The organism is Streptomyces sp. NPDC001902 (assembly GCF_042891295.1).
In the GTDB taxonomy this organism is placed as follows: domain Bacteria; phylum Actinomycetota; class Actinomycetes; order Streptomycetales; family Streptomycetaceae; genus Actinacidiphila.
The window spans coordinates 204,855-217,144 of record NZ_JBIATA010000008.1 but is presented as its reverse complement, the minus strand read 5'-3'; the positions used below and the strand labels follow the sequence as shown (position 1 = coordinate 217,144).

10 protein-coding genes are annotated in these 12,290 nt (G+C 73.2%); 5 read left to right on the top strand and 5 right to left on the bottom strand.

Features of this window, described 5'->3' with window-relative positions; translation table 11 throughout:
- The first annotated feature begins 112 nt into the window (after positions 1-112).
- Positions 113-1,780 carry an ABC-F family ATP-binding cassette domain-containing protein gene (locus ACFYYN_RS16330; RefSeq protein ID WP_500546336.1) on the top strand — a complete coding sequence of 556 codons (1,668 nt, stop codon included), beginning with the start codon at positions 113-115 and terminating at the stop codon, positions 1,778-1,780.
- A 54-nt stretch (positions 1,781-1,834) separates the two neighbouring features.
- Here ACFYYN_RS16330 and ACFYYN_RS16325 read toward each other — a convergent pair whose 3' ends face one another.
- The 4 genes from ACFYYN_RS16325 to ACFYYN_RS16310 form a co-directional block, all read right to left on the bottom strand.
- Positions 1,835-3,298, bottom strand: coding sequence for an amidase family protein (locus ACFYYN_RS16325; RefSeq protein WP_500546335.1), 1,464 nt, complete (start codon positions 3,296-3,298; stop codon positions 1,835-1,837).
- Positions 3,299-3,509: 211 nt separating this feature from the next.
- The gene (locus ACFYYN_RS16320) at positions 3,510-4,727 is read right to left on the bottom strand and encodes a phospholipase D-like domain-containing protein (RefSeq protein WP_500546334.1); all 1,218 of its coding nucleotides are present in this window, start codon (positions 4,725-4,727) and stop codon (positions 3,510-3,512) included.
- A gap of 105 nt (positions 4,728-4,832) precedes the next feature.
- A complete protein-coding gene (locus tag ACFYYN_RS16315; protein ID WP_500324790.1) occupies positions 4,833-5,360 on the bottom strand; it encodes a DoxX family protein in 528 nt (175 codons plus the stop codon).
- A gap of 55 nt (positions 5,361-5,415) precedes the next feature.
- Positions 5,416-6,864, bottom strand: a complete 1,449-nt coding sequence (locus ACFYYN_RS16310; protein WP_500546333.1) for an amidohydrolase family protein — start codon at positions 6,862-6,864, stop codon at positions 5,416-5,418.
- Positions 6,865-7,122: 258 nt separating this feature from the next.
- Here ACFYYN_RS16310 and ACFYYN_RS16305 point away from each other — a divergent pair, with 258 nt between their 5' ends.
- From ACFYYN_RS16305 to ACFYYN_RS16295, 3 genes are read left to right on the top strand one after another with little or no spacing between them, the layout of a single operon-like run.
- Positions 7,123-8,313: a CaiB/BaiF CoA transferase family protein gene (locus ACFYYN_RS16305; RefSeq protein WP_500546332.1), complete on the top strand. Its 1,191-nt coding sequence runs from the start codon at positions 7,123-7,125 to the stop codon at positions 8,311-8,313.
- On the top strand, positions 8,306-9,136 hold the full coding sequence (locus ACFYYN_RS16300) for a citryl-CoA lyase (RefSeq protein WP_500546330.1): 831 nt from the start codon (positions 8,306-8,308) through the stop codon (positions 9,134-9,136). The genes ACFYYN_RS16305 and ACFYYN_RS16300 overlap by 8 nt, the downstream gene beginning before the upstream one ends.
- 2 nt (positions 9,137-9,138) lie before the next feature.
- Positions 9,139-9,996, top strand: a complete 858-nt coding sequence (locus tag ACFYYN_RS16295; protein ID WP_500546329.1) for a dioxygenase family protein — start codon at positions 9,139-9,141, stop codon at positions 9,994-9,996.
- A 67-nt stretch (positions 9,997-10,063) separates the two neighbouring features.
- Here the strand turns inward: ACFYYN_RS16295 and ACFYYN_RS16290 are convergent, their stop codons facing one another.
- Positions 10,064-10,876: an IclR family transcriptional regulator domain-containing protein gene (locus ACFYYN_RS16290; protein ID WP_500546328.1), complete on the bottom strand. Its 813-nt coding sequence runs from the start codon at positions 10,874-10,876 to the stop codon at positions 10,064-10,066.
- A gap of 530 nt (positions 10,877-11,406) precedes the next feature.
- On the opposite strand from ACFYYN_RS16290, the gene ACFYYN_RS16285 reads away from it, so the two are divergent.
- On the top strand, positions 11,407-12,258 hold the full coding sequence (locus ACFYYN_RS16285; RefSeq protein WP_500546327.1) for a formate/nitrite transporter family protein: 852 nt from the start codon (positions 11,407-11,409) through the stop codon (positions 12,256-12,258).
- Positions 12,259-12,290: the final 32 nt, after the last annotated feature.

Sequence of the window (12,290 nt, the reverse complement as noted above, 5' to 3'; positions counted from 1 at the left end):
CACGAGCCGTCCCCGTTCCCCGGAGGACCGCACCCCCCGTCCCCCCACGGTCGCCGCGTGGTGCTCGCACCCGAAGCCCGCCACCCCTGCGCTTGCGACTGCGAGGACCATCATGTCCACTCACACCCCCACCGCCACCGGCCCGTCCCTGGGCTGCTCCGGCCTCTCCTTCCGGTGGCCGGACGGCACACCCGTGGTCGACAGGCTCTCCCTCACCATCGGCAGGGGCCGCACCGGGCTCGTCGGAGCCAACGGCACCGGCAAGTCCACCCTGTTGAAGCTGCTGGCCGGCCGGCTGCCCCCCACCCGGGGGTCGGTGACCGTCGGCGGCAGCCTCGCCTACCTGCCCCAGGACGTCACCCTCGACACCGCGCTCCGCGTCGACCAGGCCCTCGGCATCGCCGAACGGCGCGCCGCCCTGCGGGCCATCGAGGCGGGGGACGCCGGGGAGGAGCACTTCGAGACCGTCGGCGACGACTGGGACGTGGAGGAACGCGCCCTGGCGACCCTGGGCTCCCTCGGGCTCGGCGGCCTCGGACTGGACCGTACCGTCGGCCGGATGTCCGGCGGCGAGACCGTGCTGCTGCGCCTGGCCGCACTGCTGCTGGGCCGCCCCGACGTCCTCCTGCTCGACGAACCCACCAACAACCTCGACCTCTTCGCGCGCCGCCGGCTCCACGAGACCGTCGGATCCTGGCGTTCCGGCGTCCTCGTCGTGGTCAGTCACGACCGCGAGCTGCTGGAACGCGTGGACCGCGTCGCCGAACTGCGCGCGGGCTCCGTCACCTGGTACGGCGGGGCGTGGTCCGACTACGAGGGGACCGTGGCCGCCCAGCAGGAGACTGCCGGGCGCGCGCTCCGCGCCGCCGAGGCCGACGTGCGCCGCCGGCGCCGCGAACTGGGGGAGGCGCGGATCGCGTCGGACCGCCGACGGCGGCACAGCCGGAAGATGGACGCCCAGCGGCGCGCCCCGCGGATCGTCGCCGGCGAACGCAAGCGTTCCGCGCAGGAGTCCGCCGACCGGCTCCGGGGCGTGCAGGAGGAACGGCTCGCCCAGGCGCGCGAACGCCGCGAGGCCGCCGCGGACGCGCTCCGCGACGACGCGGAGATCCGGGTCGACCTGCCGCGCACCGCGGTCCCGGCGGGCCGCACCGTGCTCACCCTGCGGGGGCTGCGGCCACGCTTCGGCAGGCTGCGCCAGGGCGACCTCCACGTCCACGGGCCGGAACGCGTCGCGCTGGTCGGCCGCAACGGGGCCGGCAAGACGACGCTGCTGCGCACCCTCACCGGCGAACTCACCCCGCTGTCGGGCGAGGCGAGGACGCACGTTCCGCTGCGGTACCTGCCGCAGCGCCTCGACGTCCTGGACGAGGAGCTGAGCGTGGCGGCGAACGTCGCCCGCGTGGCTCCCGGGGTCTGCGAGAACGAGATCCGCGCCCGGCTCGCGCGGTTCCTGTTCCGGGGCGCCCGCGCCGAACAGCCCGCGGGCACCCTCTCCGGCGGGGAGCGTTTCCGCGCCGCCCTGGCGGCGTCGATGCTCGCCACGCCGGCCCCGCAACTGCTGATGCTCGACGAGCCCACCAACAACCTCGACGTGGACGGCGTCCGTCAGCTGACGACCGCCCTCGCGTCCTTCCGGGGCGCACTCGTCATCGCCGGCCACGACCTGCCGTTCCTGGAGTCGGTCGGGATCACACGCTGGCTGCTCGTGGGCGAGGAGCTCCACGAGACCACCGCCGAGGAGGTGCGCGGCCTGCTGGAGGACGCCGGGGACGACTGAGCGTGGGACCGGGACCGCCCCGCTCGTGCGGGGCGGTCCCGGGCGCCGACGCCGTCAGCGCTCCGGGTCCGCCGCCCTCGGCGCCGGTACGGCGAGCGGACGGCGGCGCAGCAGGGTGGGGTTGACGGCGGACGGCGGCCTGCGCAGCCGGGTCGCCTGCTCGTAGTCGTGCGCGTAGCCGAGGAGCAGCGGTTCGCTCCACGCCCGTCCCAGGAAGGTGATGTTGAACGGGCGGCGGTTGGCCGCGAGGTAGCCCGCGGGCACGGTGACCGAGGGGTAGCCCGCCTTGGCGCCGATGGACGAGCTGCCGCTGTTCGCGAACAGCAGGGCGGTGACGGCGTGTTCGGCCATCAGGGCGTCGATGCGGTCCTTGCTCTCCTCCAGGTCCCGGGCGCGGGCCGCCTTGTACTCGACGGTGTCCGCGCTGTCCGGACCGAGGTCCCTGGCCTGCGCGGCGAGCGCGAGCGTCTGCCCGAACTTCAGGGCGACGTCCGCGTGGGCCTCGTTGTGGGCGATCACGTCGGCGAGGGTGCGCACCGGTGCACCCTCGGGCAGCCGCGCGAGATAGGCGTTCAGGTCGCGCTTGAACTCGTGGCTCAGCACCGGGGAGGCGACGTCGTACCGGCGGCGCGCCTCGATGCCGACGTCGACGAGTGCGGCGCCGCGTCGCGCCAGTGCGTCCAGGGCCGCGTCCCACAGGGCCCGTTCGTCCGTGCCGTCCTCGGGCGTCTGTTCCGCGACGACGCCGATGCGCACGCCGCGCAGGGCGTCGGGGGACAGGTCGGCGGTGAAGTCGTGGCCTTCGAGCGGGTTGCCGGCGGTGGCCGGGTCCTCGGGATCGGTGCCGGTGAGGACGGTCAGCAGGGCGGCGGCGTCCGCGACCGTCCGGGTCATCGGGCCCGCGGTGTCCTGGCTGGAGGCGATGGGCACGATGCCGGTGCGGCTGACGAGGCCCAGGGTGGGCTTCACCCCGACCCCCGACGTCGCGGACGCCGGGCTGAGGATGGACCCGTCCGTCTCGGTGCCGATGGTGACGGCGGCCAGTCCGGCCGCGGCGGCGACCCCCGAACCGGCGCTCGAACCGCTCGGCGTCTCGCTCAGGTCGTACGGGTTGAGCACCTGACCGGCCAGCGAGCTGTAGCCGCTGGGCATGCCGACGGTGAGGTAGTTGGCGAACTCCGTGAGGTTCGCCTTGCCGAGGATCACCGCACCCGCCTCGCGCAGCCGGGTCACCAGCGGGGCGTCCTGCGCGGGGTGGGAGTCGGCGAGCACCACCGAGCAGGCGGTGGTCGGCATGCCGAGGACGTCGATGTTGTCCTTCACGAGCACCGGTATGCCCAGCAGCGGGCCGCCGGGGTCGCCGCCGGCCCTGCGCGCGTCGGCCGCGGCGGCCTCCTCCAGGGCGGCGGGATTGACGCAGCGCACCGCGTTCAGGGCCGGTCCGCCGACGTCCAGGTCCTCGATGCGCCGCAGGTAGGCGCGGGTGAGGGAGACGCTCGTGATGCGGCCCGAGGCCATCAGGGCGGTCAGCTCGGCGACCGTCGCGACCTCCAGGTCGGCGGGGAACGGTTCGTGCGGCGCCGCGTCGGCGGCGTCGGTCCGGCTGCCTGTCGATGCCGGTTCTGGGCCGGTGTTGACGTCGATGTCGCCCTCCAGGGTGAGCGGTGCGCTGACGCGCCCCGGTGTCCGTACGCCCCCGCGGCCGTCTCGTGGGGCGACACCATGATGCTCACAGGAAGCGGCGGATGGGCGCGGTCGCCACCTCCTGGGCCCGCTCCAGTGAGGAGCGGGTGCGCCAGCGCGTGCCGTCGACGGGGTCGCTGCGCAGCAGGTCCTCGTCGAAGTGGGCGTCGAGGACGGACGTGAAGTTCTCGTCGAGCACCGCCAGCATCACCTCCTCGTCGTGGTCGAGGGAGCGGCGGTTGAAGTTGGTCGAGCCGATCAGGGTGGCGACCCCGTCCATGGTGATCACCTTGGCGTGCATCATGGTCGGCAGGTAGTGCCAGATCCGCACGCCGCAGTCGAGGAGCCGCTGGTAGTAGCGCTGCCCGGCCAACTGGCAGACGCGCTTGTCGGTGTAGGGGCCGGGCAGCAGGATCTCGACGTCCACCCCGCGGGCCGCCGCGTGGCAGAGCAGGCCGACGAAGTACGGGTCGGGCGCGAAGTACGCGGTCGCGAGCCGGATGCGCTGCTCCGCGGAGGCGATCACCACCCGGAGCAGGGTGCGCATGTCCTGCCAGCCGACGCTCGCCGAGCCCCGGACGACCTGGACGATCGCGCCTCCGCTCTGCTCGTGCTCGCCGAAGCGGTCGCGGTCGTCGAAGAGCCCGTTGCGCCGGCACTCCGCCCAGTTCTGCGCGAACGCCGCGGCCAGGCCGTCCACGGCCGGCCCGGTGACCCGGACGTGGGTGTCCCGCCATTCGCCGGGGTGCCGGGCGTCGCCGCACCACTCCTCGGCGATGCCGACGCCGCCGGTGAAGGCCACCTCGGCGTCGACCACCAGGACCTTGCGGTGGCAGCGGTGGTTCTGCTTGAACGGCGACAGCCGCACGGGCTTGCGGAACCAGGCGACGTCCACGCCGGCCCGGTCCATGCCGTCCAGCAGTTCCTGCTCGATCAGCCGCCCGCCGAAGCCGTCCAGCAGCAGCCGTACCCGCACCCCCTCCGCAGCCTTGGCGGCCAGCGCGTGCGCGAAGTCACGCGCGATCTGGCCGCGCCAGTAGACGAAGGTGGTCATGTCGACGGTGTGTTTCGCCGCGCGAATCGCGTCCAGCATCGCGGGGAAGATCTCGTCCCCGTTCCGCAGGGCCTGCAGGCAGTTGCCCTCGGTCGCGGCGATGCCGATGAGCCGTTCCAGGCGGCGGCGCAGTTCCTGCTTGCGGTCGGCGACGGAACGCTCCGGCCGGTCTCCGTCGGTGCGGTCGGTCTCCTCCAGCGAAGCGCCCATGCCGTCGTGCCCCCCGGTTCCGGTGCCGCCGCGGCCCGTCCGGCCGCGGCGTCGCGTGGCGTACTCCAGCCGTATGCCCGGCAGGAGGCGCCTTATCCGGAGTGACTACGCGTTCCCGTGGGACCCGGGGGACTCCCTCCTGCTCCTGCGCACCTTGGCGCGGCCGGCGAGCGGCACCGTCGCCGCGAGGAGTCCGGCCGCGAGCGCGGCCGCGCCCCAGGCGGGGGCCGGCCGCCAGCTCAGGCCGAGGACGTGGTCGAGCGACCACTCCCCCGGCCCGGTGAAGCCGAGGCACGCGGCGACCGCGCCGTAGAGGAACGGCACCTCGCAGCCGCCCTTCAGCGCCCAGAAGCCGCCCGGCGCCGTCGAGACGGCCGCCACCGTCATCGTCCCGACGACGACCGCGCACCCGCCGGGCGTCAGCAGTCCGGCCGCGACCGACGCCGCGCCCGTCAGCTCGGCCACCCCGGCGACCAGGGCCATCCGCGGCCCGGGGACGATGCCGTAGCGCTCGAAGACGGCGCCGGTACCCGCCAGCCCCGCCCCGCCGAACCAGCCGCGCAGCTTTTGCGTGGCGTGGCCGAAGAGCAGGGCGGCGAGCAGCAGTCGGAGCAGCAGCAGCCCCACGCTCATCTCTCGGTTCTCCTTCGTGTCGCTGGTGTAACCCGTGCCGGCGCTGTCACCGGTGTCACCGGCCGTGCGTCGAGGCGCTGCGGTAATCGGTGTAGGTGTAGGGGTTGTCGAGCACCTTCGTCTCGGGGACGTCGGGGTTCATCCCCTTGCGCCACTCCTCCTCGCCCATGGCGGACCGCAGGTGGTCGACGGTCTCCTCGACCTCGCGCCGCACCGCGGCCAGGTCGACGCCGACCAGGCGGTGCTCGTGCTTGACGACCCGTCCGTCGACGAGCACGGTGTGCACGTCGCCGCGCTGCGCCTGGAAGGCGACCTGGCCGTACGGGTTGAGCAGCGGGAAGGAGACCGGCGAGTGGTCGTTCTTCAGCAGGACGATGTCGGCCTTCTTGCCGGCCTCCAGGCTGCCCAGGTCCCGCTCGCGGCCGAGGGCCCGGGCCCCGCCCAGGGTGGCCCACTCCACCACCTGGTCGGCGCGCAGGGCGCAGTGAGTGACGGTGTCGCCCTTGGCGTGCGCCTCCAGGTGCGCGCGGGCGCGGTCGGCGCCGAGGGTGGTGCGCATGGCGGAGAACAGGTCGCCGCTCCACCAGACGCTGGTGTCCATCGACAGGGAGACGGGGATGTCGTGCGAGCGGATGGCCCAGGTCGTCGGGTAGCCCTGGCCGGCGCTCTGCTCGCTCTCCGTCGACACCGAGACCGAGCCGCCGGTGGCCGCGATGCGGTGGTAGGAGTCGGCGCTGAGCGTCGAGGCGTGGACGTACACGGTCTGCGGGGTCATGAAGCCGTTCTCGTACATCAGGCGGATGCCGTCGTCGTTGGTGGCGCCCCACACCCCGGCGTGGGTGGTGACGGCGACGCCCAGTTCGCGGGCCACCTCGAAGGCGGGCCTCTCGGGGAAGGCGGGGTCGCCCGTGACGTCGAAGGCGAGCTGGAAGCCGAGCATGTCGTCGCCGTCGATGCGGCGGGCGACGAAGTCGCGGAACTCCGGCGCGGCGGTCCATTCCGCGGGTGCCTGCTGGATGTTGCCGTAGGCCAGGACGAAGCGGCCGGGCACCGACCGCAGGGCGTCCACGGCGGCGTCGGCGTGGTCCACGGTCTGCAGGCCGTGCGACCAGTCGACGACGGTGGTCACGCCCGCGTCGAGGGCCTCCACCGCGGCGAGCCGGTTGCCGGCGTGGACGTCCTCGGGGCGGAACTTCCTGCCGTGTTCCAGGTAGTACCAGACGAAGTACTGGGTGAGGGTCCAGTCGGCGCCGTAGCCGCGCATCGCGGTCTGCCACATGTGGCGGTGCGTGTCGATCATGCCCGGCATCACGATGCCGCCCGTGGCGTCGATCTCCACCGTCCCGTCGGGGACCGCCAGTCGCGGACCGACCGCCGCGATCCGGTCGTCGACGACGAGCACGTCGGTGTCCCCGAGGACCTCGCGCTCACGGTTGACGGGCAGCACGGTCCCACCCCGCAGGACAATGGGCCGCCCCGGGGTGAATGCCTCGACCTTATCCACGTTGAACTCCCTTGGCCGCTTGACGGACACAGGTACGCTATTCGGCCAATGGACCGAGCGCTAGCCTCGCGACGCAGTTCGGAGCGCACACGCCCGCGGATGGGCCCCGGCCCTGTCGCAAAACGAGACACCGCAGTGCCGGCAAGCCTCTGACCGGCCACGGCGGTGACGATCACCCTTGACGCCCCCGGCTTTCAGCAACAGAATCACGGTGACGGACGGATGTCCGTCCTGCGGTCAGATGAAAGGTGACACTGGATGTCAGAGAGCACCGCGCCTGCGCGACCGGGCCCGGCGGGCCCGCTGTCCGGGCTGCTGGTGGCCGACTTCTCCCGCATCCTCGCCGGGCCCTACGCCACGATGCTGCTGGCGGACCTCGGTGCGGACGTCGTCAAGGTCGAGGGCCCGCGCGGGGACGACACCCGCAGCTGGACGCCCCCGGTGCGCGGCGAGGTGTCCACCTACTACCTCGGCATCAATCGCGGGAAGCGTTCCATCGCACTCGACCTGCACGACGGGGCCGACCTGGAGGCGGCGCGCGAACTCGCGCGCCGGGCGGACGTCGTCATCGAGAACTTCCGGCCCGGCGGCCTGGTCAAGTACGGGCTGGACTACGCGTCGGTGCGGACCGGGAACCCGGCCGTCGTCTACGCCTCCATCAGCGGTTTCGGTTCCGGCGCCGGGCGCAAGGTGCCCGGCTACGACCTGATGGTGCAGGCCGTCTCGGGGCTGATGAGCCTCACCGGGGAGCCCGACGGCCCGCCCTACCGGGCCGGGATCTCGGTCTTCGACGTCATGGCGGGCAACCACGCGGCCATCGGCATCCTCGCCGCGCTGCGCCACCGCGACGCCACCGGCGAGGGCCAGCACGTCGAGGTCAACCTGCTGTCGTCGGCGCTGACCGGACTGGTCAATCACAGCTCGGCCTACGTGGCAGGGGGTGAGGTCCCGTACCGGATGGGCAACGCGCACCCGAGCGTGTTCCCCTACGAGCCCTTCCCCACGGCCGACAACGACCTGATCGTGACCGCCGCCAACGACGGCCAGTTCCGCAAGCTGTGCGAGGTCCTCGGCATCCCCGGGGTCCCCGACGACCCGCGCTTCGCGCGCAACGCCGACCGCACCGCGAACCGGGAGGAGCTGCGGCCGCTGCTCGTGGAGCAACTGGTCAAGCGCGGCGCGAACGAGTGGTTCGAGCTGCTGGTCGAGGCCGGGGTGCCGAGCGGGCCGATCAACACCATCGACGGCGGCTTCGCCATGGCCGAGCGGTTCGGGCTGGACCCGGTCGTCACCGTCGGCGAGGGCGACCGCGCGGTGCCCACCACCCGCCACCCGGTCACCTTCTCCGCCACTCCCGCCGTGTACCGGCTGCCGCCGCCCGAACTCGACGAGCACGGCGCCGAACTGCGCGCGTGGCTGGTCCAGGACCCGGAGGACACCCGTGACTGACCCGTCCGCGTCCGGCGGCTACCCCACCGCGCTGGGCGCCTCGGACCGCAAGAGCATCACCCTGCTCGGCCAGGACCTCGCCGAGGACATCATGGGCACCGTCGGCTTCGGCGAACTCGCCTTCTGGCTGGCGACGCAGCGCCGTCCGAGCCGCGGCGAGACCCGCGTCTTCGAAGCCGTGCTCGCGGCCCTGGCCGACCACGGCTTCACGCCCACGGCCATCGTCACCCGGCTGACGTACCTGTCCGCGCCGGACTCCGTCCAGGGCGCGCTCGCCGCGGGTCTGCTCGGCGGGGGCTCGCGCTTCCTCGGCGTCACCGAGGACACCGGGACGTTCCTGCACGAGGCCCTCGCCGCACACGGCGAACCGCCCCACGACGAGTCCGGCTGGGACGAACTGGCGCTGCGCCTGGTGCGCGAGCAGCGGGCGGCCGGCCGCTTCGTCCCGGGCCTCGGCCACCACGTACACAAGGACGGTGACCCGCGCACGCCCCGGCTGATGGCCATCGCCGCCGAGGAGGGCCTGTTCGGCCCGCACCTGTCGCTGTTCGCGGCCATCGGCCGCGTGCACCCCGAGGTCCTCGGCAAGGCCCTGCCGCTCAACGGCGCCGGCGTGTGCGGAGCCGCACTCGCCGACCTCGGGCTGCCGCTGCCGCTGCTGCGCGGCTTCGCCCTGCTCGCGCGCACCGCCGGGCTCATCGGCCAGCTCGCCGAGGAGATGCGCGATCCGGTCGCGAACGACATCTTCCTCTCCGTCGACCTCAACAACCGGCCCGTCCCGCCCCGGCCGGACACCGAATCCGCAGGGAACACCAAGGAGTGACCGTGTTTGTCAACGAGGACAACCTCACCGAACTGGCGGCCGGGCGCTGGGCGACCGCGCACGCCCCGCGCCAGGCCGAGCTCCTGTCCGCGCTGGTCCGCCACCTCCACGCGTTCGCGCGCGAGGTGGAACTCACCGAGGACGAGTGGATGGCCGCGATCCAGTGGCTGACCGAGGCGGGCCGGATCAGCGACGACAAACGTCAGGAACTGATCCTCGCCTCCGACGTGTTCGGGCTGAGCACGCTCGTGGTGCAGCTGAACAACAGGTTCGCGCCGCGGGCCACCCCCGCCACCGTCCTCGGCCCCTTCCACATCGACGGGTCCCCCGCCGCCCCGTACGGCTTCGACATGTCCGACGGCATCCCCGGGACGCCGTTGTTCATCACCGGCAAGGTCACCGACCTGGACGGCAAGCCCGTGCCCGGGGCCGTCCTCGACGTGTGGCAGGCGGACGCCGACGGCGCCTACGAGGCGCAGCTCCCCGAGGTCGACGAGGCGCGGCTGCGTGCGAAGTACCGGGCCCGCGAGGACGGCACCTACTGCGTCCGCACCATCGCGCCGCGCGGCTACGCCATCCCGATGGACGGCCCGGTCGGCGACCTGATCAGCACCACCGACATCAGCCACTTCCGCCCCGCGCACGTCCACTTCCTCGTCGACGAGCTGGGGTACGAGAAGCTGATCACCCATCTGTTCCAGGAGGGCAGCGCGTACCTGGACAGCGACGTCGTCTTCGGCACGAAGGAAGCGCTGGTGGTCCGGTTCACCGAACGGCCGGCGGGACCCGCCCCCGACGGAACGGCCGTCGACGTGCCGTACCTGCTCGCCGAGTACGACTTCGTGCTGCAGCCCCGCTGACGCGGCGTCGGCCGCAGGGGCGGTGCGTCGCCGCCGCCACGGCGCGGTGCCCTGTTCCGGCAGGGCGTCAGCCGGCGGCGGGGCGCACCTCGCCGTGCGGCCGGCTCTGCCACAGCGCCCAGTCCGCCGAGACGTCCCCGGCCGCGCGCAGCAGCAGGGGCAGGTACGTGCCGGTGAGCACGTCCACACTGGTCTCGGCGGCGTGCACGGTGACGTTCATCGCCGCCCGGACCAACCCGTCGCCGTCCCGTACGGGCACGGCGACCGACCGTACGCCGGGTGCGAGTTCCTCGTCGGCCAGCGCCCAGCCGCGGGCCCGGACGGTGCGCAGCTCCGCGGCGAACTCCTCGGGCGTCCGCCGCGGGGACTCCGGCAGCCCGGAGCGGCTGGGCTCGGCCAGGACGGCCTCCAGCTCCTGCGGGCCCAGGGCGGCCAGCAGCACCTTGCCCTGGGAGGTCTGCGGGGCGGGGAACCGGGTGCCGATGTCCACCCGCAGCGCGATGATCTTCGGTACGGAGACGCGGGCCACGTAGACGATGTCGGAACCGTCCAGCTGCGCCATCGAGGACGACTCCCCGGTCCGCGTGACCAGCGCCTCCATGTGGGGGCGGGCCACGTCCCACAGGCCGAGCGAGCCCACGTAGGACATGCCCAGGCGCAGCACGCGCGGCGTGAGGGTGAACGCGCCCTGGTCGGCGCGGACGTAGCCGAGCTCCTCCAGCGTCAGCAGCAGTCGGCGCGCCGTCGGCCGCGCCAGCCCCGTCGCGGCGGCGATCTCGCTCAGCGTCCGCCGGCGGTGCCGGGCGTCGAAGCAGCCGAGCACGTCCAGCCCGCGGGCCAGCGCCTCCACGAAGTCCGGACCGCTTCCGCGCCCTGCCATCCGATGCCTCCCGCGTCCACGACCGCGATGCCCCGCCCACCGGTGACCGCAGGGCGGACCGCCCGCAGACGGCGTCGCGCCTGCGTCCGTTCCCCTTCACCGGCTCCCGACCGCACGGGCATCCTCTCGGCGGCCATTATACGGACGATCGTCCGCCGCCGGCGCGGCCTTGGTGGCACCCGGCCACGGCCGCCACAACAGGAAAGGCCCGCATTCCGCCGGCGATGACACCCGGGCGATGATTTCCGGTGCCACGCATCAGGCAGAGCAAGGTCGGACCGCATTCGGGAACCCCCGCCGCGGCGAACCGGTCATCGGCTTCTTCCTGCGGCTCCACCCGCCACGCAGCGCGACTTTACCCATGGCCGAATTTCCGTTGACCCGGCCTTGCATTACGGATTGCATGCCGATGACATAGCGCGTCATTTCCCTTGTGACGTGCAACTCCTTTTCCTTCACGACGCCTCGACGGACCTAGCATCGGGAAAACCAGGACGGACATTCCGGTACATCAGTGAAGAGGTGACACCATGCCGATCCCCGTGTCCCAGGCCCTCGACGAGCAGGGGCGGACGGCCGCCGAGAAGGCCGCCGGCCTCCGCAGCCCGGGCCGCTACCTGGTCAGCTCCCTGCTGGCCGGGGCGTTCGTCGGGGTCGCGGCGGTGCTGCTGCTCACGGTCACCGGACCACTGGCGGCCGCGGGCTCGCCGTCCACGAAACTCGTCCAGGGCCTGCTGTTCGGCGTGGCGCTCACCCTGGTGGTCTTCGCCGGCGCCGAACTCACCACCGGCAACATGATGACGACGGTCCAGGGCGTCGTCGTCCGCAGCATCAGCGGCGCCAACGCGGTGGCCCTGGTCGTCGGTTCGTTCGTGGGCAACCTCATCGGGTCCGCCCTGTTCGCGCTGCTGGTGCACGGCAGCGGGGTCATCACCGCGGGCGCCGCCCCCGGGCACACCGCGCCGGCCCTCGCCCTGCTCTCCACCCTGCTCAAGACGAAGGCGGCGGAGTCCGGCGGGGCGCTGTTCTTCCGCGGTGTGCTCTGCAACTTCCTGGTCTGCCTGGGCGTCTGGATGGCCGCGCGGACCCGTTCGGACGGCGCCAAGATCGCGCTGATCTTCTGGGCCCTGCTGGCGTTCGTCGGCTCCGGCTTCGAGCACGTCGTGGCCAACATGACGTACTACTCGCTCGGGATGCTGGAGCACGTGCCGGACGCCACGGCCGCCGCCTTCGCGCGCAACCTGCTGCTGGTGGGCCTCGGCAACCTCGTCGGCGGCGGACTGCTGGTGGGCGCGGCGTACGCGTTCGTGGGCCGCGGCAGGCCGGGGCGGCCCGCCGGCGGGCCCGCCCCCGTCGAGGCTCCGGAGTCGGTCCCGGTCTGAGCGACGCCGACCGGTCCGGCGGCGGACCCGGG